Raw genomic sequence first — 24672 nt, 5'->3', positions numbered from 1 at the left:
ACAATTGAAGTTTGGTCCGATATCAATCGGAAAAGTTATTCATAATCATGGAATTGATAATGAACCATTCCCGACTTCCACGACCGTACCGCCTATTTTTATTTCTTTATAATGATCTTCTTGTTTAACGACTGTGATATCTATAAAACTCGGTCTACCCATTTCAACACCTTGCTCGCTTCTTATTTTATAATTTCCATTTTGCTGAGTAGTCACAATCCCGTGTTCGACGAGATACGCACCGAGTGGACCACTTGCGGCACCTGTTGCAGGATCTTCGGCAATGCCCATTGCAGGTGCAAACATACGACTGCGAACGATTGACTCTTCGTTTGCTTTATCTGTGGAAAATACGAAAATATGTTTTGTATACTCATTGTGCCGAAACATTTTTTTCCAAATCTCACTATTGAAGTTGATGTCCTTCATCGTTCGTGTTGATTTCACAGGAATAAATAAAAAAGGGACTCCAGTTGAAACGCTCTGAATCGGGAAACGAGTGTCAATATCAGTTTGGTTTAAAGAAAGAAGTTCAGCAGCGGAATCGATACGAGAAAAATAGTCTCCAAACTTTGGGAGTGGTTGGTTCATCTCAATGTGTTTTATTTCATTGTTTTCATTATGAACCGTTACTATTATATTCCCTACTCCTTCTTCAAACACTAACTGATTTGCTCCTTGTTTTGTTTTAATGATTGCATTAGAAGTTAGAACATAAGCTGTACCGATAGTTGGGTGTCCAGCCATCGGTAATTCTGTTTGAGGTGTGAAAAAACGTACTCTGTTATGATTTTCAGGGTTTGTAGCTTGAAAAACGAAGGCTGTTTCAGAAAGGTTTAACTCAGCTGCAATTTTCTGCATCAGCTGATCAGATAAGCCCTCGGCATTTGGAAGTACAGCAAGCTGATTTCCCCCGAACAGCCGATCTGTAAAGACGTCGACAAGTGAATAAGAATATTTTGTCATTATTTTCATCTCCTTGTGAATTAAGATTTTTTCGAAAAAATCTCCTCTTCAAGCGTGTGAATGGCAAATTCGAACAATCATTTCGTAAGGTAAGTACATAAATCTACTTATTTACTTGCAAGTTTATTTCTTAACTGCTTCGGTGTTTGTCCGTACTTTCCTTTAAAAATCCGATAAAAGTAACTTATATTGTCGTAACCAACTTGTACTGCGACCTCACCGATGGAAAGTTGAGTGGTCTCCAACAGTTCCTTTGCTTTCGTTAGTCTTTTTTCTTGAAGGAGCTCTTTAAAAGTTTGATTCGTTGCTTTTTTAATATTTTTACTTACTGCATATATTGGCTGATTCAAACGGTCGGCTAATACGTTTAAGGAAGCATCCTGATAGTGCTCATCTATATATTTTAAGCATGTTATGACAAAGTTCTTTTCAAAAGGAGTATTTTCCCTTTGGATAAGTTTATCCGAATGCTTAATTAGTTGTATTAGGAGGAGCCCCATATATAATTTCACCGTGGAATCAGACAATAGATTATGATGAAACAACTCTAAAATCATCTTCTCTAATATTTCTTGAATTTCGATTACACTAGAAACTTTAAAATACAAATATTCACCATTATGCGTATTGTAGTACAAACTATTTAATAGAAAATCACTGACCATGTTTTCCGTTGAGAGAAAAGAAAAGATGAATTTTAAAAAGTCTGGGTGAACAATGAAATTTAATATGATATCTTCTTTTTCACACGCTTCTATCTCATGCTCAATATGTTGATTTAAAAATAATAATTCACCTTGTTTTAACGTGATTTCAGTTTCTCCGACTTTCTGTTTTAACTGTCCGTTAAGAACATAATTGATTTCAATGTAATCGTGTCTATGCTTTGGAAAATCAACAAATCTAGTGTGCTTCCTGATCATGATCTTCTTTTCATTACTTAAAAACTTATCACTTTCAATGATGAATGGGGTTTGACTAGTATACAATTCCTTCGAAACTTCCTGTTTATGTTCCAAGATTGTTTGTTCTTCCTCCGTTATTTCCATTAGTTCGTGTAGAATTTGAAAAGTCATCAAACCACCTCGTTTATTAAATTGAATATTTCGATTTTTAGCACTCTTTTATTATAACAAAGAACATCGTTGTTAACTTGGTTCCACCATCAGCAAGTTTGTTATATCCATATTCATCCAGGTGCCTGGCACCTGGATGAATATGGAATTTATAAATGCTACATCGGCTTGCAAATAAGGACAATAAATAGGCGAATCAAGTTATATATTTTAATATACCTCCACGATATTATTAAATTAAGTAAGCGCTTTCTAGAGAGGGTGAGAAAATGGGTAAATCTAGTATAGCAGTAGATATAGGTGCATCAGGAGGAAGAATGATCCATGGATTAATAGAGGAAGAGAAAATAACGTTTCAGGAAATCCATCGGTTTGAAAACAAAATGATTCATAATGGAGAAAACTTTTGTTGGGAGATGGATAAACTTTTTGAAGAAATAAAAACGGGTTTGAAGAAATGTCATGACATAGGGATTCAACCAGATAGTATCGGTATCGATACGTGGGCAGTTGACTTTGTATTATTAGATGAAAATGACAACTTATTAACAGACGCAGTGGCATATCGTGACCCTAGAACCGATGGGATAATGGAGGAGGTATTTACGATTATCTCAAAGGAACGCTTATATTTGGAGACTGGGATTCAATTTCAAAAGTTTAATACTCTTTATCAGCTTTATTCCATCAAGAAAAATAATCCAGAAATATTAGAAAAGGCAAAAACTTTTTTAATGATTCCAGATTATCTTAACTACTTACTAACTGGAGTAAAAGTGAATGAGTATACGAATGCAACTTCCACTCAATTAGTCAATGCTTTTACAAAAAAGTGGGACCAACAATTATTGGATAAGTTAGGTATCAATAAACGGATGTTCCAGGACATTAAATTTCCAAAAACAGTATTAGGAGACGTAAAACAAGAAATTGTAAATGAAATTGGTTTTAATATTAACGTCGTTCTTCCCGCAACACACGATACTGCGTCTGCAGTCATTTCCATCCCAGAAACGGAAGGGACGATCTATTTAAGCTCTGGCACATGGTCACTCATTGGCGTAGAAAATCATTTTCCCATCTGTATAACAAAGGCACTTGATTATAACTTTACAAATGAAGGAGGCATTGATTGCCGTTATCGTTTTTTAAAAAATATTATGGGTCTATGGATGATTCAAGAAGTGAAACGAAACTTGGAAGATCAGTACTCCTATGAAGAATTAGTGAACCTATCTCATGAAGCTCCGGAGTTTACTTCCACAGTAAATGTGGACGATGAAAGGTTCCTTAAGCCAGCAAATATGATTGAGGAGATTCAACAATTCTGCAGTGAAACCTCTCAGGAAATACCACAAACCCCAAGTGAAATTGCAAAGTGTATTTTTGACAGTTTAGTTATTAGCTATCAATCTGCGATTAATCAAATAGAAGAAATCTATGAGAAAAAATTTGATCGTGTCAATGTTATCGGAGGTGGCAGTCAAAATGAATTGTTAAACCAACTTATTGCTGAAAAAACAAATAAAGCTGTGTACGCAGGACCAGTTGAGGCAACTGCAATTGGAAATATCGTCGCCCAGCTCATGACTTTAGGAGAATTAAACAACATTCGTGACGCACGTACAATAATAAAGGAATCTTTTGATGTGAAAAAATATACGAGTTTAGTAGAGGAGAGATAACGATGTCAGTAAAAGCAAATTTTGAAGCGGCAAAATTAGATTATGAAAAGTGGGGGATTGAAGTTGAACAAGCGTTAGAAATATTAAAAAAAGTCTCTATTTCCATTCATTGTTGGCAAGGCGATGATGTGACAGGGTTTGAAGTGAACCAACGGGAGCTATCTGGAGGAATTGATGTAACCGGAGATTATCCGGGTAAATCAAAAACTCCAGAGCAGCTGCGAATGGACCTCGAAAAAGCACTTTCCCTAATCCCTGGGAAACATCGTGTAAACTTACATGCTATCTATGCAGAAACAAATGGTGTAGAGGTGGAAAGGGACGAACTGAAGCCTAAGCACTTTGAAAACTGGGTGAAGTGGGCTAAGGAAAATGAGCTAGGTCTTGATTTTAATCCGACCCTTTTTTCCCATGAAAAAGCAGCTGATGGATTAACGTTATCTCATCCTGATGAAAAGATTCGTAAATTCTGGATTGAGCACTGTAAAGTTAGCCGTAAAATTGGAGAGTATTTTGGTAAAGAACTTGGAACACCAAGTTTAACTAACGTATGGATACCAGATGGCTACAAGGATATTCCGAGTGATCGCTTAACTCCAAGAAAACGTCTGAAGGAAGCGTTAGATGAAATTTTCACAGAAAAAATAGATGAAAAATATAACTTGGATGCCGTGGAAAGTAAAGTATTTGGAATCGGTTCTGAAGCCTATGTAGTTGGTTCACACGAATTTTACTTAAATTATGCATTGGAAAAAAATAAACTATGTTTGCTTGATACAGGACATTACCATCCGACAGAGACCGTTTCAAATAAAATTTCATCTATGCTGTTATTTAGTGAAAAACTAGCATTACATGTTTCAAGACCCGTTCGATGGGATAGTGACCACGTCGTTATTTTAGATGACGAGTTAAAAGAAATTGCATTAGAAATCGTGAGAAACGATGCGTTAAATAGAGTCATCATTGGATTAGATTTTTTTGATGCTAGCATCAATCGTATTGCAGCATGGACGATAGGTACAAGAAATATGATTAAGTCGTTACTATATGGGTTACTCATGCCAAACGAGAAACTAAAACAGTTACAAGAAGAGGGGAATTTCACAGAAAGGTTAGCGCTAATCGAAGAATTTAAAACATATCCATTCGGAGCTATATGGGATTATTATTGCGAGCAAATGGGAGTGCCAGTGAAAGAAACGTGGTTAGAGGAAGTGAAAAATTATGAAGAAGAAGTATTATTGAAACGGTAAAAGTCTGAAAAATCAAAATGCAGAATTATTCAAATGTAAACAAAACTATGATAAGGTAAAAAAACAGAAATAAACAAAAATATTCAAACTAAAACGGAGGTAGTTATGGTAAAAAATTTATGGGATAAACAAGAAGCAACAGATTTGCAAACGGGGTTAGATGAACTCGTATACCGCTCAAATTTAATTGGATCAGATCGAGCTGTTTGTAACTGGGGTGGTGGTAATACGTCGATGAAAACAATCGAAGAAGATTTTAGAGGTCGTGATATTGAAGTCATGTGGGTAAAAGGAAGCGGATCCGATTTAGCCACAATGAAACACCATAACTTTACTGGTTTAAAAATGGATGATATCCGTCCGTTAATGGAACGGGATGAAATGTCAGATGAAGAAATGGTCGAATACTTATCACATTGTATGATTAATAGTAAACATCCGAGAGCATCCATTGAAACACTCTTGCATGCCTTTTTACCATTTAAGCATGTCGACCATACTCATCCAGATGCAATTATTAGTCTTTGCTGTGCAGATAATGGAAAACAATTAGCAGAAGAAATCTTTGGTAACCGTTTTGTTTGGGTACCATATATCCGCCCAGGATTCACCCTTTCTAAGATGATTGCAGAGGGAGTTCAAAATAATCCGAATGCGGAACTCGTGTTAATGGAAAAACACGGATTAGTTGTATGGGGAGATACAGCTAAAGAGAGTTATGATAAAACGATCTCAGTTATTAATGAAGCAGAAGCCTATATTAACCATAAAATAGATAACGAGACCGTATTTGGCGGGCAAAAGTATCAATCGCTACCGTCTGAAGAACAAAAGGACATTTTGTCACAAGTATTACCTGTTATTCGCGGTGCAGTTAGTGGCGATAGGGAGATGCTATTAACCTATAATAGTGAAGATCATATACTCGAGTTTGTGAACAGTCATGATGCTTTAGAACTTTCCCAAGTTGGGGCAGCTTGTCCAGATCATTTAGTTCACACAAAACGAGTCCCTCTTTTCATCGACTGGGACCCTAAAACAAAAGACGTAGATCAGTTAATAACAGCAATCAAAACCGGAGTGGAGAGCTTTAAGGAAAAGTATAAAGCTTATTTTGAACGTAATAAAAATGAAGGGGACCAGATGATGGAGCCTGCTCCGCGAGTGATCTTAATCCCTGGTATTGGAATGGTGAACTCTGGTAAAAACGTCACGATGGCAAAGGTTAGTGGAGCTCTATATACCCGGGCGATCTCAGTGATGAAAGGATCTACTGCACTTGGGAACTTTGTATCTTTAAATGAAAACGAATCCTATAACATTGAGTATTGGCCACTAGAACTATATAAATTGTCTCTTGCTCCACCCGAAGCTGAGTTTTCTAGAAAGGTTGCTTTTATAACAGGTGGTGCAGGGGGAATTGGAAGTGCCACTGCCAGGAAATTTGTTTCAGAAGGTGCGCATGTCGTTTTAGCGGACTTAAACTTAGAAGGTGCTGAAAAAATAGCTGATGAAATAAGGGAAGAATATGGAGCAGATCGCGTATTAGCGATAAAAATGGACGTTACTAGTGAGGAGCAGGTTCAAGCTGCATTTAGAGCATCTGCATTAACTTATGGCGGGATAGACATTATCGTAAATAATGCAGGTCTAGCAACTTCCAATTCAATCGATGAAACGACGTTGAAAGAGTGGAATCTTAACATGAATGTTCTCGGCACTGGATATTTCTTAGTAGCTCGAGAAGCATTTAAACAAATGAAGGCACAAGCAATGGGGGGAAGCATGGTATTCGTAGGGTCGAAAAATTCTATTTATGCGGGGAAAAATGCAGCTGCATATAGCTCTGTTAAAGCATTGGAAACTCATTTAGCCCGGTGCATTGCAGCAGAGGGAGGAGAGTATGGTATACGTGTGAACTCTGTATTACCAGATGCGGTGCTACAAGGCTCTGCGATTTGGGGGTCACGATGGAGAGATGAGCGTGCAGCAGCTTATGGGATCGAGCCGAATCAGCTAGAGGAGCACTACCGTAAACGTACGACATTACTTGTAAACATTCTTCCTGAAGATATTGCAGATTCCATTGCTTTCTTCTCCTCTTCGAAAGCTGAAAAAACAACGGGTTGCATGATTACGGTTGATGGTGGGGTACCAGCAGCATTTACACGTTAAAATAGTATTAACGTTTTATCAATCAACAATAAATTCCTGTGAAAGAGAACGTTTCTTCACAGGAATTTCCTTTAAATAAGGAGAAGGAGACAGATATGAAAGTATCATTATTTATTACATGCTTAAGCGATATGTTCTATCCGAAAGTTGGCAAAGATACCGTTGAGCTCCTTGAAAGGTTAGGATGTGAAGTTGATTTTCCAAATGAACAAACTTGCTGTGGACAACCGGCATATAATAGTGGGTATCATAAAGAAACGAAAAAAGTTGCGAAGCATCTGATTGAAACATTTCGTTCGTCTGATTATGTCGTCTCTCCTTCAGGTTCTTGCGTAGCGATGGTACAAGAGTATGTTCATTTGTTTGACGGAGATGACGAAAAAAAATGGCAATATCAAGCGGAAGAACTCTCTAGGAAAACATTTGAATTAACCCAATTTATCGTTGATATTCTTAAACAGGAGGATGTCGGAGCCTCTCTATCTACTACTGCTACTTATCATACATCATGCCATATGACTAGATTACTAGGTGTAAAGGATGCTCCGTTAAAGCTTTTAGAAAATGTCAAAGGCTTAGAGTTTACCGACCTTCCAAATAAAGAGACTTGCTGTGGATTCGGTGGGACCTTTTCTGTAAAAATGGTTCCGATCTCTGAGCAAATGGTAAATGAAAAGATTAACCACATTGAACAGACCGAAGCGGAAGTATTAATTGGGGCAGATTGTGGATGTTTAATGAACATTGGTGGCAGAATCAATCGACAAGGAAAGCCAATTAAAGTTATGCATATTGCTGAAGTTCTGAATAGCGGACAGGAAAAATGAAGGGGGCTGACCGGAAATGCCAATGAAAATAGGGCAAGATGAATTTCACGGCCGAGTTGAGACAGGGCTCCAAAATTCTTTTATGAGAAATGCAGTTGTTTCAGCGCAAGAAAGACTAAAGAATGCTAAAAAGGTTGCGGAAGAAGAGCTTGGTGATTGGGAAGAATGGCGGAATCTATCTGAAGAAATTAGACAGCATACGTTAGAAAATCTTGACTACTATTTAGAGCAATTAGCAGAAAAGGTCACTAATCAAGGTGGGAATGTATTCTTTGCTGAGACAGCAGAAGAAGCGAATGAATATATCACAACAATTGTAAAAAAGAAGCAAGCAAAGAAAATCATTAAATCAAAATCGATGGTTACAGAAGAAATTAGTATGAATGATGCCCTTGAAGCTATCGGAGCAGAAGTGATTGAATCAGATCTTGGAGAGTATATCCTACAAGTAGACGACCATGATCCCCCTTCCCATATTGTGGCTCCTGCTTTGCACAAAAATAAAGATCAAATTCGGAATACGTTTCAGGAAAAGAAGGGCTATCGAAAGACATCCAAACCGGAAGAACTAGCTCTCTTCGCTCGAGAACAGCTGCGAAAGGAGTTTTTAACCGCAGATATTGGAATTACTGGCTGTAATTTTGCAGTAGCAGAGTCAGGGGCGATTTCATTAGTGACAAACGAAGGAAATGCCCGTTTAGCTACTACATTACCTAAAACACAAATAACTGTTATGGGAATGGAGCGAATTGTTCCAACTTGGGAAGAATTAGATATTTTAGTCAGTATGCTTTGCCGTAGTGCCGTTGGACAAAAGCTAACAAGTTATATTACTGGTTTAACTGGCGTAAGAGGAGATGAAGATGTAGACGGTCCTGAAGAGTTTCACTTAATTATTGTGGATAATGGTCGATCCAACATTCTAGGCACAGAATTTCAATCAGCGCTTCAATGTATTCGATGTGCAGCTTGTATTAATGTCTGTCCAATATATCGTCATATCGGTGGACATTCCTATGGATCTATTTATCCTGGACCAATCGGGGCTGTATTATCTCCGTTACTAGGCGGCTATGATGATTATAAAGAACTGCCGTATGCGTCAAGCTTATGCGCTGCCTGTACAGATGCATGCCCAGTAAAAATCCCATTACATGAACTTCTTATTAAGCACCGTCGAAATATTATTGAAAGGGAAAAGCGCGGGGGCTTTGGTGAAAAGCTTGCAATGAAAGGCTTTTCTTTAGCAGCCAGTTCTCCATCCATATATAATCTTGGCTCCAAAGTGGCGCCGACGATGTTTGGCCCATTAGGGAAGGATGGAAAAATTGAAAAAGGCCCCGGTCCGATGAAACCATGGACTGATATTCGTGATTTTCCTGAGCCTAGTAAAGAGTCGTTCAGAGATTGGATGAAGAATCGGCATAAAAAGGAAGGGGGAGGAACATTTTGAACGTAGGAGAAGTGTTTAATAAGGAGACGTTTTTGTCAAAAGTTGCTTCTAGTTTAGGAAGAGAAAGAAGGACATCCCCCATTGACCGTCCATCTTGGAAACATAACCCGCAGTATAAAGTTTTCGAAGGGTTAACACAAGAAGAATTAGTGAATGTATTCGTTCAACAGTGTACTAGAATTCACACTGATGTTGAGACGACAACGGTTACAGAGTTGAATAAAACATTGAGTATGGTGATGAATAAATATGAAGTGAAATCTATAGTAAGCTGGGATGATCCGCGTTTTCGGGAATATGAGGTGGATCATTATTATGAGGAGGCAACAGCTAGTGGAATAGATGTTCATATTTGGAATTCAGGAGAAGGCGAAGAAAATATTAAAATAGCAGAAAGAGCCGATGTGGGAATCACATTTTCAGATATGACACTGGCTGAGTCAGCGACGGTCGTTTTATTAAGTGGTAATGGAAAAGGGAGATCCGTGAGCTTACTTCCAAAGTATTATGTAGCTATCATTCCGAAAAGTACGATTGTTCCAAGGATGACACAGGCAGCAACAAAGATCCATCAGTTGGAACAGGATAAAGGGGATGTTCCTTCATGTGTTAATTTCATTTCAGGTCCAAGCAATAGTGCTGATATTGAAATGAATTTAGTTGTTGGAGTTCATGGTCCAATTAAAGTAACCTATATAATAGTCATGGATAAATAATCTTATAACACTATAATTGACCGCAATAGAAAGAAGGGTACATGATGCTTGCTGAAGAGAGGTATAAAAAAATTGTTGCACTCGTAAATGACCGAGGGAGTATCCGTGTCTCTGAATTAAGTCGAGCATTTGGAGTCACAGAAGAAACGATTAGGCGAGATTTAGGGAAGTTAGAAGAGGAAGGAAGATTAACAAGGAGTCACGGTGGAGCTGTTTCAGTGGAGACGAATGAGTCGGAAATCCCTTACTTTAAACGTGAAATACTAAATGTAGAGGAGAAAAAGAGTATTGCAATGGAAGCAATACATTTAATATCGGAAGAGGATCGGATTTTTCTTGATGCTAGCACAACCGCATGGTATGTGGCTGCAAGTTTACCGAATATAAAGCTAACGGTGTTAACAAATTCGATGAAAGTTGCTCTAGAGTTAAGTGAAAAGGAAAATATTAATGTGATCTGCATGGGAGGGTCATTAACGACTATCTCTCTTTCTTTTGTAGGCACATTAGCGGAAAAAGCTCTAGATTATTACTTTATTGATAAAGCATTTATTTCAAGTAAAGGGATAGATCTTAAACGAGGGTTAAGTGATTCAAATGACTTACAGGCTCGACTAAAGCAAAAGGTCATTGAGTTATCTGAGAAGGTCTATTATATGGCTGATTACAGTAAGTTTGGGAAACGGGCTTTAACGAAAGTCAGTGACATCAATAAAATTGATTCTGTTATTACGGATAAGAACACAGAGGAGACTATCGTCCAAAGCCTCAAAGAAAATGGGGTTCATGTCATTACGGCAAAATTTTAAGGCTTTGTTTTATGAATTTGTTGTCCTAGTGGCAAATTCTCGATTTGTAAACACTTTATTTCTTTTTGTGACCTTATAAACTCAATATATTTATTTATGTACAGACGTCCCTTATTCTTTAGAGTTTGGGGCGCCTTTTCATTTTCATCTAATTGTGTTTTTCAATTTCAAGGAGGAGAATGTGTTAATGTGAGAATGGAGAGATTAACTTTATTTAATACTTTAAGATAGTTTATTGATTTATCGTCATTATGCTATGTATACTGATATTGAGATGTTTTAGGCTTTTCCACGTTTTTTTCTGAAATAAAAATAAATTTGGCATAATTGTTGTTTTTGTTTAAATTTCATTGGGTTTTTATTTTGGTTTTTGTGAGGTGAGGAGATGGATATGCAGGATAAAATTAGAGGATTATTAAACCAAAGACAAAGATATATTATTGAAAAGGTAAAAGAAGAAGGAACTGTCAGGGTCTCCGCATTAAGTAATTCTTTTGAAGTATCAGAAGAGACGATTAGAAGGGATTTAGAAAAATTAGAAAATGAAGGGTTTGTACATCGGGTTCATGGTGGAGCCATAGGAAAAAGGCAGGATGGAATTGAAGTTCCTTTATTAAAACGAAAAGAAAAACATTACAAAGAAAAGATCGCATTAGCAAAAGAAGCTAGTAAGTGTATCGATGATGGTGACATCATTGGTATTGATGCTAGTACGACATGTGCCTTATTAGCCAAAGAAATCAAAGATCAGAATTTAACTGTCATTACAAATAGTATTGTGGTCGCTTTGGAGCTGGCAAATGCCCCAGCAGTATCCGTTATTGTAGTTGGAGGGCATTTAAGACAGGATTCATTATCTTTAGTTGGATTTACAACTGAGAATACGATAGAGAAGTATCATATAGACAAATTCTTTTTTTCATGTTCCGGATTCGATATTAAAAGGGGAGTAAGTGACCAACATGAACAACAAGCCCAAACTAAAAGTAAAATGATGTCAATATCAGAGAAGAATTATTTACTTGCTGATAGTAGTAAATTTGAAGTGAAATCTCTAGTACAAGTTTGTGACTTTGATTCTATCGATTGTTTATATACCGATAACAATATGGAGATCAGTAAAATCAGAAAATTAAATGAAGTCGGTATAGTGACCGAAATTGCAAAAGTCGAAGAGTAAACAATAAAAAGTTGTATGAGTTTGTTATCCAGACAGAAAACAAATGATCAATAGCAGTGTGCTGAATACAAATAACCCCCTTGGATGAACGTTCATCCAAGGGGGTTATTTGTGAATATTTATGATTTTTTTTGGTTTGAAAACAAAATACCACAAAAAAGTCATAAAAATATTTGTTTTTTTTATCTTTTGTGTTGAAAACCCAATTTCGTCTGTTATAATAATGGTTAAATATACAGAAAAATTTGAATAAAAAGTTATCTAATGATCCTTTTATTGATTTTATTTTGAAAGCGGTTACTGAAATCTCACTGGAAAATTGAGGTGAATTGTTTATGGCAAAAGTAGGTCCTTCTCTCATGTGTGCAAAACTAGATCATTTAAGAGACGAGATGAAAAGCTTAGAAGATGCAAAGGTAGATTATTATCATTTAGACATTATGGATGGACAATTTGTCCCTAACTTTACCCTTGGACCTGATTTAATACGGTCAGTAAGAGGAGTTACAAATAAGCCATTTGATCTTCATCTGATGGTGAATGATCCAGAAAGGTATATAGATATTTTTCATCATGTTGGGGCTGACATGATGTCGGTTCATCTTGAGGCAACTACACATATACACAGGACTTTAGAAAAGATTAAACAGCTAGGGATAAAAGCAGGTGTAGCGTTAAACCCTTCCACTTCAATCCAATCGATTGATTATATAGCAGATATGGTTGATTATGTGTGTGTCATGACTGTGAACCCTGGATTTTCTGGTCAAACGTTCATTCCAAGTATGTTTAAGAAGATAGAATTGCTAAAAAACTATAAAACTCAGCATAATTATAATTTTGAGATTCAGGTAGATGGAAATATAAGCTTTGAAAATATCCCAAAAGTAACCGAGCTTGGTGCTGATCTTTTGGTTTGTGGAACTTCCAGTTTATTTAATCAAAAAATAACGTATCAAGAAGGCGTTGAGAAGATTCGGAGTTATTGTAAAAGTCCAGTTGATAAAGAACTCTATACAAATTAGATGGGGGAGTGCAGGAGTGTCAAAAAAAATTACTGTTGTCGGTAGTATTAATGCTGACGTAGTAGCTACAACAGGAAAATATCCAATTAGAGGAGAAACGAAGTTTGGGAAAACCGTTAATACATTTCCAGGGGGAAAAGGAGCGAATCAAGCAACTGCCTGCCATCGGTTAGGGAAAGAAACATTTCTGGTAGGGGTTGTTGGAGATGATATGTTCGGTAGTCAAATTTTAAGTGATATTCAAAAAAGTGGTCTAGATACAAAATATATAAAAATGACGAAAGAAGCATCAACGGGTGTAGCGATGATCATGATAGATGAAACAGCAGAGAATACAATGCTAGTCATCAAAGGTGCAAATGACACGATGAAACCAGAAGATTTAAGACAAGTAGAACAGGCGATGAAAGAAAGTGAGATATTGTTATTACAAATGGAAGTACCTGAAGATGTTGTGATTCAGGCAATGATCAAAGCGAAAAGCATGAATAAACTAACCGTTTTAGATCCAGCGCCAGCTGATGGGATTACTTTTAGAGCGCTAAACTACTGTGATGTTATTATTCCGAATAAGCAAGAAACAAAGTTTCTAACGGGTGTTGACGTTCATAATACCGAATCAGCTAGAAGAGCAGCTCGTCATTTAGATGACTTAGGTGTAAAAAATATTATATTGAAGATGGGGGATAAAGGCTGTTTCGTTTATAAAGAAGGAAGAGAGGAAGTGATCCCAGCAATTAAAGTTGATCCAGTTGATACTGTTGGAGCTGGTGATTCATTTTCAGCAGCTGTCGCTTGTGCTCTTGCAGATGGGGTTGACTTATTTCAAGCAGCTGAATTTGCAGTAATTGTAAGCGGTTTAGCTGTGACACAAATCGGAGCTCAATCGGGCTTACCAACACTGGATGACGTATTGGAATATGCAAAAGAACATGATATTCATCATTATTTATTGAATTACCAATAGAGGAAGACATTGTTCTAAAAAGGAGGTAAGCTTGTGGACTACTTATTAGAAATGAGAAACATAAGTAAAACTTTTCCTGGTGTAAAAGCCCTAAACGACGTTGAATTATTAATAAAACCTGGAGAGGTTCATGCACTCATTGGTGAAAATGGCGCAGGGAAATCGACGTTAATAAAAATATTAGCTGGAGTCCATCAACCGGACGATGGAGCTGAATTTAAATTGGAAGGAAAGGCAGCTAATATTGAAAAACCTATCGATGCTACTTCAAAGGGAATATCAATTATTTATCAGGATTTGAGTTTATTTCCAAATTTAACAGTTGCCGAAAATATTAGCATTGGTAAAGATCAAGGCAAATCTATTCTTCATCGTATTAACTGGAATCATATAAAGAAAACGGCATCCAATGCATTAAAAGAAGTAGGGATCGACATTGATTTGAACACACCTGTTGAAAGATTAAGTATCGCGAAACAACAAATGGTAGCAATTGCAAGAGCGATTGCTTTTGACTCCAAGTTAATTGTCATGGATGAACCTACCTCTTCATTGTCATCATCTGAGATCGATATTCTTTATAGAATCATAGATAAATTAAAAAGCCAAGGTATTTCCATTATTTTTGTTAGTCATAAATTGAATGAACTTTTTCGAGTGTCTGACAGATTTACTGTTCTACGGGATGGAAATTATATCGGAACATATAAAAGTGAAGAGATGACAGAAGATAAGCTTATTTCCTTGATGGTAGGTAGAGAAATAAGAATAGAAAAATATGAAAGGAATCCTATTGGAGAACCTATTTTAGCAGTGGAGAACTTATCCAAAGAAGGTAATTTTAAAGATGTTTCCTTTACATTACATAAAGGAGAAGTTATCGGGATAACCGGGCTGGTAGGTTCCGGAAGAACCGAGTTAGTTCAATCACTCTTCGGATTAAACATACCCGATAAAGGAGAAATCTTGTTAGAGAGTAAAAAGTATTGGCCGAAGACATCAGAAAAAGCGCTCAAATTAGGATTAGCTTATGTGCCAGAGAACCGACAAAAAGAAGGAGTTGTCCTCTCTCAATCGATTATTGATAACGTTACGATAACAAATTTAAAACATTTAAAGAATAGATTAAAACTCATTGACAAAAAGAAAGAAAAGGCTTTGACCGATGAGTATATGGAAACTTATGATGTCAGGCCACGGATATCGACAATGTTAGCTGAGCAGCTATCAGGAGGGAACCAGCAAAAAGTAGTATTAGCTAAATGGATGGCAATTAACCCGAAAATATTAATTATAGATGAACCTACAAATGGAATTGATGTTGGAGCAAAATCAGAAATTCATAAATTACTTCGCACCTTAGCGAAAGAGGGAATGGGGATTATCATGGTCTCTTCTGAACTTCCTGAGGTTTTAAATGTCAGTGATCGAATACTAGTAATGAGACATGGAAGGATCCACGGAGAATTTGATGCAGAAACAGCAACTCAAGAAATGATCATGGGTGTTGCATTTAAAGGGAAGAATGGGGAAGAAGTGAAGGAAACAGAAAACGAGAGTCTGCAGAAACATTAAGGAGAGGTTCTCTTATGAAAAACTTATTAAAGTCAAAAGAAACAGGGATAGCAGCCATTATACTTATCGTCTGTATAACCATTACAATCATTAATCCAGTTTTTTTAACAGTGGACAATATTATGGATGTTATTAAAGCTAATACCGTTCTTGGAATCTTAGCACTTGGGGTTACTTTAATTATTATTACCGGTGGTATTGATGTGTCGGTTGCAGCTGTTACTTCTGCAGTGGCTGTATCAATCGGCTACTTAATGACTCATCTGCCTAATCATCCTATATCGTTGTTAATCGTCTTTATTGTAGCAGCTGTCATTGGAGTTGCTTTAGGCAGTCTGAATGGATTTTTTGTTGCAAAGTATAATATTCCTCCGATTGTCGTGACACTCGGAACGATGAGTATCATTAGCGGAATGGTTTTATTCATTACAAACGGAAATTATATGAGTGGTGCAAATTTTCCAGACGTTTTTACTAATTTTTCGAGGTTTACAATTTTTGGAGTTTCGATATTAATTTATATGCTTATTTTCTTTGCAATTTTAACGTGGGTTATTTTGAAGTATACAGTTATTGGCAGGTCCATTTATGCTTTTGGAGGTAACAAAGTATCAGCAGTAAGGGTAGGGATTAACGTAAAAAAAGTACAATATTTCATTTATGGTTATATGGGTTTTTTAGCAGGCATGGCTGCAATTGCTCAAACTGCCTATATAAGAGCAGTTGATCCGAATGGATTAATAGGATTTGAACTTACTGTAATAGCTGCAGTCGTTATTGGTGGAGCAAGTATTTTAGGAGGAAATGGGTCCATCATTGGGACGTTATTAGGAACGTTATTACTCGGAGTTATGCAAAATGGATTAATTTTAGCAAGTGTAGCTTCATATTGGCAAAATGTTGTAACTGGGGCCATAATCCTGATCGCTGTTTCATACGATCATATTCAAAAACGAAGATTGGATTCAACATTAACTCAAATAGAAGTCAAATAGAAAGGAAGGGGGCTGATGATGAATGGTGATAGGAAGAAGACTATCTAAAGAATCAATATTAGGCTTAGTATTTTTAACAATGTTTGTATGTATGGCTTTATTTGTACCTAATTTCTTAGGAGCAAGTAACCTTCGAAATATGATGTTTCAATTACCTGAATTCGGAATACTTGCATTAGCGATGATGGTTGTCATTTTAACTTCTGGAATTGATCTTTCATTAACTTATAAAGCGTCTTTATCTGGTGTAATTATTGCCTTAGCACTAAGTGTAGGATACCCTATTCCAATTGCGATTTTACTCGGGTTAGTTGTCGCTCTTCTATGTGGATTACTGAATGGTTTTTTTGTTGCCATTATAGGCGTGTCTCCGATATTAGTTACATTAGGGTCAATGATTTTGTTTGAAGGAATAGGATTAGGGATTACACGTGGAAGTTCGATTTCAGGTTTTCCTGAATCATATCGAGTTATTGGGAATGAAGCGATTGGTCCAATTCCTATTTCAATGATTATCTTTATTCTAGTAGCGATATTAACAGCCACTCTATTAAATAGAACAAAATGGGGAAGAAGTGTATACATGGTAGGGAGTAATCCAGTGGCTACATTATTCTCTGGTATTCATACGAAAAGAGTACTGATGTTTGTTTACTTTTACGGAGCACTCTTAGCATGTATCGCAGCTGTTATTATGACATCCAGATATAATGCCGGTAGAGTAGACACTGGTTCAGCTTACTTATTACAAAGTGTTGCTGCAGCTGTGTTAGGTGGAACTCAAATCCAAGGTGGTTACGGAAAAGTGTTAGGAACCGTCTATGCTGTTGGAATCTTTCAGTTAATTTCAAGTGGATTAAATTTATTAGGGACACCAAGAACATTTGTAAACGTTTTAATGGGGGCGATACTAATATTAGTTTTAATCATGAATTATTATTCGGATAAATTGCAACAAAAGAAAAGCTCTGCAAGCGCAGCCGCGTAATGTTGTTATCATACTGAATGTATGTAACATATAAATTCTATTTAATAGGGGGAACGATTCTATGAAAAAGTTTTTTTCTGTACTAGCAGTAGCACTACTTCTATTGTTTTTAACAGCGTGTGGGGATGAGGATACTGGAGCAGATTCTAACGATGCTGCTGAGGGGGGAGACTCTGGTGATGCAGGAGAGGAAGTAATTGTAGATGAAGATGCAATGACGATAGCTGTTGTTCCTAAATTAGTTGGGATTCCATACTTTAATGCCTCTGAAACAGGAGCTATTGAAGCTGGAGAAGAGTTGGGAGTAAATGTCATATATACAGGGCCGACAGAAGCAGATGCTGCTCAGCAAGTAAGTGTTATTGAGGATCTAATTAGTAGAGGGGTTGATGTGATTGCGGTTGCCCCAAATGACCCTGAAAGTCTTACACCAGTTTTGGAACGTGCGAAAGAAGAAGGGATAATTGTAGTAGATTGGGACACACCAGCAGACCAAAGTGTTGTTGACCTTTCAATAAGACAAATTGATGATCAGCAATTTGGTGAGCACATGATGGACGCTTTAGTCGAAAGTATGGGAACGGATGAAGGTGATATTGCCATTTTAACCGGTGGTCTGTCGGCTGCAAACTTAAATTCTTGGATTGATGCTGCAGAAGCCACGATTGAGGAAAAATATCCAAATATTAATGTCATACAAGATCGTATCCCGACAGATGAAAGACAACAAGAAGCCTATCAAATAACTTTAGATTTACTCAGGGCTAATCCGGATTTAGAAGGTGTTTTAGCAGTATCAACACCAGCTCCATTAGGTGCAGCACAGGCTGTGCAAGAGCGTGATTTAAATGATGAAGTTTCAGTTGTAGGGTCTGCATTACCGACGGACTCAGGACCATTTTTAGAAGATGGCTCTCTAGATGTAGCTTCACTTTGGAATCCAGAACACCTTGGCTATTTAACAGTTTATTTATCAAAAGAATTAGTAAATGGTAACAATCCACAAGATGGTGATGTTATTGCTGATGAAATAGGGCCAATAGAAGTACAAGATAAAATTGTTATTATGGGACCACCAGTAGATTACACAGTTGATAATTACGCAGGTTTTGATTTTTAAATCAATTTAAATAGAAATGACAGAAAGTAAAGTAGCCCCTAACATTTCAACTACAATGTGAGGGGCTACTGTATTAGCGATGAAACACGAGAATAATATATTTTATGGAAAGGGTGAGAGATTGGTGAAAGCTCAAAATTATCAATTGAAGTCTGAAAAAATAAAACATGCTTTTTTACAATTAAAAAAAGAGAAGCCAGAACTTTTTCAAAATCGTTTGAATTTATCTTGGAGTAATTGGGGATTTGGGTTGGAGCCGTTAGAAGCCTCTGTAATTAGGTTAAAGGGTGCTGGTATCAATTATATAGAACTTCATGGAAATCATTACGGTGAAGATCTAGGCTATGATGTTGAAAGCACTTTAGAAGTTTTAGAAAAACATCAAATGAAAGTTTCCGGGACATGTGGGATGTATTCAAAAGAAAACGATCTTTCTAGTAATATGCCTAGTAAAAGACAGGCTGCAATCAACTATATAAAACGTGAAATTGATTTTACAAGTAGAGTAGGGGGCTATTATCTATTAGTTGTTCCAGCAGCAGTTGGAAGACCGGACGCTTATGACGATACGGAATTTGAGAGAAGTGTGATGACACTTAGAAGCTTAGGGGATTTGTTTATGGAAAGAAAAATAAAAGCTGCAATTGAACCTGTGCGTTCAGCTGAAGTGAGTTTGATCCATACAATATTAGATGCAAAGAAATATATTCGAGCTATTAACCATAGTAGTATAAACCATATAAATGGAGATGTTTATCATATGCAATCTGAAGAAGCGCATATAGGCGAGGCGATTCTTGAAGCAGGTGATCAACTTGTTAATCTACATATGGCTGATAGCAATAGAGGGGCTCTTGGAGAAGGGAGTATGGATTTAGATACAATTATTATGGCACTATATTTAATTGGTTTTAATCAAGAAGGGAAGTTTGTGACACCAGAACCGCTCGGTCCGGGTGGAGATCCCTACCCTGCAATGAATGCAATCCCAGATAAAAGGAAACTGGATCAGATGGTCACGAAAACAGCAAAATACTTTAGAGAACGGGAAAATGAACTATTAGCGGATGTTATGTAAGTGATGAGGAAGTTTTAAATGAATGACTATATGATTTGATTGTGGTGTTTTGAAAGGTTTGCACAAAAATTTAAAAGATTTTAATTAAACACAATGTACTTGCTGAGAATCTCTTTAGTGATCAGCCAAGTTTTCCGTAAATTGACCCGCAATTGAGTGTTGTATCTTCTACAACTGAATAATGCCCACACAAATATGCGGGCATTATGTATAGGCAGAAAGCGGAGAGTAATGAGAAGGTTTTAGACTTATTCGTAAGTGTAAAAACCTTCACCCGTTTTTCTGCCGAGTTTATTTTCTTTATATTTTTGCTCAAGTGTGCGTGATGGTTTATCTTTTTCATCATTTGTTTCTTTATACATAATCTCCTTAATATGATAATTAACATCTATACCAGTAAGGTCAAGGAGCTCAAAAGGCCCAATTGGGTGGTTAAGCCCTTTTTTGCAGCCTAAATCAATATCCTTAAAATCTGCAATCCCATTTTCATATAACCATAATGCTTCATCGTTGATCGCATTTAAGATTCTATTTACGACGAAGCCTTGAACTTCTTTTTTTATAAGGATGGGGGTTTTTCCAATCCTCTTTGAGAAATCTACTACATGATTAGCTGTAGCTGTAGAAGTATGCTCCCCTTTCACAACTTCGACTAAATCCATGACAAGTGCAGGGTTGAAAAAGTGCATATTACATACTCGTTCAGACTTCTCCATAAAATTAGCTAACTTTGAACTAACGATGGTGGAGCTGTTAGTTGCTAAAATCGTCTCACTGCTTACTTTTTCTTCTAAACGTTTAAACAGGCTGATTTTTGCTTCAAGATTTTCGATAATGGCTTCAATCACGATGTCTGCTTCATGCACGGCATCATCGAAATTTATTGTAAATGTTATGTTTTGAAAAGCTTGCTTGACGTCTTGTTCTGAAAGCTTTCCTTTTTTGATTCGTCTTTTCATTAGAGATTGTAAGTTTCGTTTCGCTGTATCAAGACTTTCTTGTTCAATATCGTTTAAAACTACTTTGACTCCAGCTAAGGCACAAACCATGGCAATTTGAGAGCCCATTGCACCTGAACCGATTACAGCTGCTGATTGAACCATTTAACACACTCCTATTGATCATTTTCTAATAATAATGCAATACCTTGTCCACCGCCAATACAAGCTGTTACAATTCCTCTTTTCAAATTCCTTCTTCTTAATTCGTGCGCCAATTTTATGACTAAAATAGCTCCTGTTGCTCCAATGGGGTGTCCGTGTGCAATCGCACCTCCAGTAACATTTACTTTATGAGGGTCGATCTTTAAGTCGCGTAAACAAGCAAGAACTTGTACAGCAAATGCTTCATTTATTTCGATGAGGTCGATATCATCTAGTGTTAAATTTGTATGTTTAAGTAATTTTTGAGTAGCAGGGACTGGACCGATCCCCATGTAATGGGGGTCTACACCAGCAACTTCCCAGCCTGCCACTTTTACTAATGGCTTTAAGTTCCTCTCTAATGCATTGCGTTCACTCATCATGACTAATGCCCCAGCGCCATCATTTAAACCGGAGGCATTTCCAGCTGTGACCGTTCCATTTTCCTTGAAAACTGGAGTAAGCTTGGCAAGGCCTTCTATTGTTGTAGATGGACGAGGGTGTTCATCTGTATCAAAAAGTATTTGCTGATTATTTTCTACTACATGTATAGGGACAATTTGCTCTTTAAAATAGCCTTTACGTTGAGCTTCTTTCATTTTAAATTGACTGCTTAAAGCAAAATCATCTTGCTCTTCTCTAGAAATATCGTATTTCTCTCCGAGGTTTTCTGCAGTTATTCCCATGCTCGGATTGCCTATCGACTCAGGAGATAATGGTCTTGTTTCAAAAGTAGGGGTAGCATTAAGTCCTTTTGTTTTTGGTAATTGCATGAGAAATGGCTCATTTGTCATACTTTCTGTCCCGCCAGCAACAATGATTTGATCTTTTAAAGAAATAGCTTGTGCAGCTAATGAAACAGCATTTATTCCAGAACCACACTGTCGGTCGATTGTCATGCCCGGGACAGAGACATCTAGTCCTGCTTCAAGTAAAGATAGGCGGGCGATGTTTCCGCCGCCTGAGAGGCAATTTCCAATAATCACATCGTCGACATCCGTATGATCAAGCTTTCCTCTTGTTAATGCTTCACGTATACATATGGCTCCAAATTGAGCAGGATCCATCATTTTTAATTTTCCATTTTTTCTAGCAATCGGAGTTCGAGCGGTTGATACAATAACGGGTTGATTCATATGCACACCACCTAAAATTTACTGAGTTTTTAATAATCTTCTTAGTAGCTTTCCTGATGTCGTTTGGGGCAGTGAATCTACTAACTCTACATATCTAGGATATTTATAAGCTGCCATCTTTTCTTTCGACCAGCTGATAATATCTTCTGGAGTTATCTTATTTTTATATTCTTCATCGAGCACCACAAATGCTTTAACAGACTCGCCACGTTTATGATCAGGTACGCCGATAACTGCCGCTTTACTTATCGCATCGTGTCTTATCAACATTTTTTCAACTTCTTCTGGGAACACACTATATCCAGAGCATTTAATCATTTCTTTTGCTCTACCAGTAAAATGCAAGTATCCGTCTTGATCAAACTTTCCCATATCACCGGTGTAGAACCAGCCATCTTGGAGATCTTTGTTTGTTTCTTCTGGTTTATCTAGATATCCTTTAAAAACACTTGGACTTTTGATAGCAATTTCCCCTAATTCTCCTTGAGGTAATTCAATATTTTGATTTTCGAGCGAGACGATTTTTATTTGCGTTTCATACGTTGGCATTCCGACTGTCCCAAAGCGGATACGGTCTTTTGGCATCAGTGCATCCCCAGTATGAGTTTCACTCATTCCATAAGCAAATTCGAATAATTCAACTCCTGAAACCTCCTTCCATTGGTTTGAAATTTCCTCTGTCACTGGTAGTCCAAAGCTAGTAGCTAAATTGGCACGTAAATGCTCAAACTGAGTAACTTTACATAATGGATGTTTCATCATCTCTACATTCATTGGTGGGGTCGTATATGCTACTGTCACTTCGTAGTGGTTTATTGCCGATAGAGCGGCATTAGGTGCAAACCTAGTTAATAAAATAATTGTTCCTCCTGTCATGATCGGACCATTTAAGCCGACTAACATACCGGCGATATGAAAGATTGGCATAATACTTAGGTGAACATCATCAGGTGAGAAGTCATATGTTTTAACTAAACATTCAGTTTTAAAAGATGCATTATTGAAAGTGAGCATAGCTCCTTTTGGAGCACCGGTCGTGCCTGATGTATAAACGACTAATGAAACGTCTTCTTCCATGTTTATATCTACTTTTTGCGGAGTATGAAGAGAGTCATTATGAACGATTGATTTAAAAGACCAGCAACTTTCTATTTTGACGAATGGCTCTACCTTTTCGGGGAAAGGAATGTGTAACTCATCTGGTAAAAAGTCAAAGTAACTTGTTAAAAACACTTCTCTTACGCTTGTACTATGTTTGATTTTTTCATATATAGGATATAAATCATTTGCTAAAACAATTGCTTTTGCGGTTAAATCATTTAGCTGATACTCGAGCTCCCACTCCTTAAACATCGGGTTGCAAGGTCCAACAATTGCACCTATCTTTTGTATTCCGAAATGAGCAATGATGTATTGAGGGCTGTTTTGTAAAAAGAGAGCTACTCGATCACCTTTCTCAATCCCTTTATTTTGCAAGAAAGCTGCAAATCTATCAGAATATAGATCAAGTTCTTTGTAAGTAATGGCGTTTCCATAATAAACAATAGCCTTTTTATTCGGGGTTTCTTTTGCGTGCTGTCTTAATAGTTCATGAATTGGTATTCGCATTGTTATCGCTCCTTTATGTGTTATTTTCCTTTAAAAACCGGTTCTCTTTTTTCCTTGAATGCTTCATGACCTTCGACAAAGTCTTGGGTCATAAATGAAGCTGTTGTAGCGTAGGCTTGTTCATGCATCCCTTCTTCAAGAGTATAATTTGCACTTCTATTTAATGCTGATTTCATTAGTCCGATAGCTCTTGTAGCTCCATTAGCTAATTGAGAAGCTAACTGATTGACATCATCGTCTAATTCCTTCTCTATCGAGAGCCGATTGACAATACCAAGTTTTTTGGCTTCTTCACCTGTTATCGTTTCTCCGGTAAATAACATTTCACAAGCTTTATGATATCCTACATATTGCTGCAAAAGGTGGGTGCCTGCAGCAATCCCTCTTAAAACAAAAGGTAAACCGAATTTTGCATCTTTTGTAGAGATTAAAATGTCAGCACAGAGAGCAAGCTCGAAGCCAGCACCTAAAGCAAAACCATGGACTTTACATATAATTGGCTTTTCTATTGACTGCATTTTTAAAACTAATCTAGGATACCCTTCTTGAAATTCTTTTAATTTATCTTCAGGATTAGGGTGTTTTTCTGTACCCATCCCTTTTAAATCATCTCCAGCACAAAAACCTCTTCCTTTTCCTTCTAGTACAATGACTCTAATTTTTTCACCATATTGACACGTTTCAAAAGCATCCATTAACTCTGCAATGACATCATTATTTAATGCATTTAGAGATTTAGTCCGGTTAAGAGAGATTGTTCCAACTCCTTGATCAATAGTAAATGTTAAATAGTCATACATTAGATCTTCTCCTTCTTTATGATATGTTTTTACGAATTTGTTTTATATAACATGCAATATTCATGCCAATAATGCACGTAGATCAATGAGCGATT

The 24672-nt window shown here is 36.9% G+C and carries 21 protein-coding genes; 15 read left to right on the top strand and 6 right to left on the bottom strand.

Features of this window, described 5'->3' with window-relative positions:
• Window positions 1-45 precede the first annotated feature (45 nt).
• Window positions 46-966, bottom strand: coding sequence for a PhzF family phenazine biosynthesis protein (locus CD001_RS23170; RefSeq protein ID WP_096189965.1), 921 nt, complete (start codon window positions 964-966; stop codon window positions 46-48).
• A 107-nt stretch (window positions 967-1073) separates the two neighbouring features.
• Window positions 1074-2042 carry an AraC family transcriptional regulator gene (locus CD001_RS23165; RefSeq protein WP_096189964.1) on the bottom strand — a complete coding sequence of 323 codons (969 nt, stop codon included), beginning with the start codon at window positions 2040-2042 and terminating at the stop codon, window positions 1074-1076.
• 269 nt (window positions 2043-2311) lie between these two features.
• Here CD001_RS23165 and rhaB point away from each other — a divergent pair, with 269 nt between their 5' ends.
• From rhaB to CD001_RS23090, 15 genes are all read left to right on the top strand, one after another.
• On the top strand, window positions 2312-3727 hold the full coding sequence (rhaB, locus tag CD001_RS23160) for a rhamnulokinase (protein WP_096189963.1): 1416 nt from the start codon (window positions 2312-2314) through the stop codon (window positions 3725-3727).
• A gap of 2 nt (window positions 3728-3729) precedes the next feature.
• Window positions 3730-4983: an L-rhamnose isomerase gene (gene rhaA, locus CD001_RS23155; protein WP_096189962.1), complete on the top strand. Its 1254-nt coding sequence runs from the start codon at window positions 3730-3732 to the stop codon at window positions 4981-4983.
• An 81-nt stretch (window positions 4984-5064) separates the two neighbouring features.
• Window positions 5065-7158 (top strand): bifunctional aldolase/short-chain dehydrogenase, encoded by a 2094-nt coding sequence (locus tag CD001_RS23150; RefSeq protein ID WP_257010006.1) that lies wholly within the window; start codon window positions 5065-5067, stop codon window positions 7156-7158.
• A 95-nt stretch (window positions 7159-7253) separates the two neighbouring features.
• Window positions 7254-7985 (top strand): (Fe-S)-binding protein, encoded by a 732-nt coding sequence (locus CD001_RS23145; protein WP_096189960.1) that lies wholly within the window; start codon window positions 7254-7256, stop codon window positions 7983-7985.
• Between the two features lie 16 nt (window positions 7986-8001).
• The gene (locus tag CD001_RS23140; RefSeq protein ID WP_096189959.1) at window positions 8002-9438 is read left to right on the top strand and encodes a LutB/LldF family L-lactate oxidation iron-sulfur protein; all 1437 of its coding nucleotides are present in this window, start codon (window positions 8002-8004) and stop codon (window positions 9436-9438) included.
• On the top strand, window positions 9435-10154 hold the full coding sequence (locus CD001_RS23135; protein WP_096189958.1) for a LutC/YkgG family protein: 720 nt from the start codon (window positions 9435-9437) through the stop codon (window positions 10152-10154). Before CD001_RS23140 ends, CD001_RS23135 begins: the two co-directional genes overlap by 4 nt.
• Before the next feature lie 44 nt (window positions 10155-10198).
• Window positions 10199-10963: a DeoR/GlpR family DNA-binding transcription regulator gene (locus CD001_RS23130; RefSeq protein ID WP_096189957.1), complete on the top strand. Its 765-nt coding sequence runs from the start codon at window positions 10199-10201 to the stop codon at window positions 10961-10963.
• A 391-nt stretch (window positions 10964-11354) separates the two neighbouring features.
• The gene (locus tag CD001_RS23125; RefSeq protein WP_257009917.1) at window positions 11355-12143 is read left to right on the top strand and encodes a DeoR/GlpR family DNA-binding transcription regulator; all 789 of its coding nucleotides are present in this window, start codon (window positions 11355-11357) and stop codon (window positions 12141-12143) included.
• 335 nt (window positions 12144-12478) lie between these two features.
• Window positions 12479-13168: a ribulose-phosphate 3-epimerase gene (gene rpe / locus CD001_RS23120; RefSeq protein ID WP_096189955.1), complete on the top strand. Its 690-nt coding sequence runs from the start codon at window positions 12479-12481 to the stop codon at window positions 13166-13168.
• A gap of 16 nt (window positions 13169-13184) precedes the next feature.
• Window positions 13185-14135 carry a ribokinase gene (gene rbsK / locus CD001_RS23115; protein ID WP_179298870.1) on the top strand — a complete coding sequence of 317 codons (951 nt, stop codon included), beginning with the start codon at window positions 13185-13187 and terminating at the stop codon, window positions 14133-14135.
• 33 nt (window positions 14136-14168) lie between these two features.
• Window positions 14169-15710 carry a sugar ABC transporter ATP-binding protein gene (locus tag CD001_RS23110; RefSeq protein ID WP_257009916.1) on the top strand — a complete coding sequence of 514 codons (1542 nt, stop codon included), beginning with the start codon at window positions 14169-14171 and terminating at the stop codon, window positions 15708-15710.
• Window positions 15711-15724: 14 nt separating this feature from the next.
• Entirely contained in the window at window positions 15725-16705 is a 981-nt protein-coding gene (locus CD001_RS23105; protein ID WP_096189953.1) for an ABC transporter permease, read from the top strand.
• A 22-nt stretch (window positions 16706-16727) separates the two neighbouring features.
• Window positions 16728-17693: an ABC transporter permease gene (locus CD001_RS23100; RefSeq protein WP_096189952.1), complete on the top strand. Its 966-nt coding sequence runs from the start codon at window positions 16728-16730 to the stop codon at window positions 17691-17693.
• A 61-nt stretch (window positions 17694-17754) separates the two neighbouring features.
• Window positions 17755-18813: an autoinducer 2 ABC transporter substrate-binding protein gene (locus tag CD001_RS23095; RefSeq protein WP_096189951.1), complete on the top strand. Its 1059-nt coding sequence runs from the start codon at window positions 17755-17757 to the stop codon at window positions 18811-18813.
• A 124-nt stretch (window positions 18814-18937) separates the two neighbouring features.
• Window positions 18938-19891 (top strand): sugar phosphate isomerase/epimerase family protein, encoded by a 954-nt coding sequence (locus CD001_RS23090; RefSeq protein ID WP_218839266.1) that lies wholly within the window; start codon window positions 18938-18940, stop codon window positions 19889-19891.
• A gap of 248 nt (window positions 19892-20139) precedes the next feature.
• On the opposite strand, the gene CD001_RS23085 is transcribed toward CD001_RS23090, so the two are convergent.
• Genes CD001_RS23085 through CD001_RS23070 form a run of 4 tightly spaced genes read right to left on the bottom strand, consistent with a single transcriptional unit; the run spans window position 20140 to window position 24577 of the window.
• Window positions 20140-20994 carry a 3-hydroxyacyl-CoA dehydrogenase family protein gene (locus tag CD001_RS23085; protein WP_096189950.1) on the bottom strand — a complete coding sequence of 285 codons (855 nt, stop codon included), beginning with the start codon at window positions 20992-20994 and terminating at the stop codon, window positions 20140-20142.
• An 11-nt stretch (window positions 20995-21005) separates the two neighbouring features.
• Window positions 21006-22169, bottom strand: a complete 1164-nt coding sequence (locus tag CD001_RS23080; protein WP_096189949.1) for a thiolase family protein — start codon at window positions 22167-22169, stop codon at window positions 21006-21008.
• Between the two features lie 18 nt (window positions 22170-22187).
• Window positions 22188-23777, bottom strand: coding sequence for a class I adenylate-forming enzyme family protein (locus CD001_RS23075; protein WP_096189948.1), 1590 nt, complete (start codon window positions 23775-23777; stop codon window positions 22188-22190).
• A gap of 20 nt (window positions 23778-23797) precedes the next feature.
• Complete coding sequence (locus tag CD001_RS23070) at window positions 23798-24577, bottom strand: enoyl-CoA hydratase/isomerase family protein (RefSeq protein WP_096189947.1); 780 nt, start codon at window positions 24575-24577, stop codon at window positions 23798-23800.
• Window positions 24578-24672: the final 95 nt, after the last annotated feature.

Origin of the sequence: Evansella halocellulosilytica, from assembly GCF_002335745.1 — a bacterium.
Classification (GTDB): domain Bacteria; phylum Bacillota; class Bacilli; order Bacillales; family Salisediminibacteriaceae; genus Bacillus_CA; species Bacillus_CA halocellulosilytica.
This window is presented reverse-complemented; position numbering and strand designations above follow the sequence as displayed.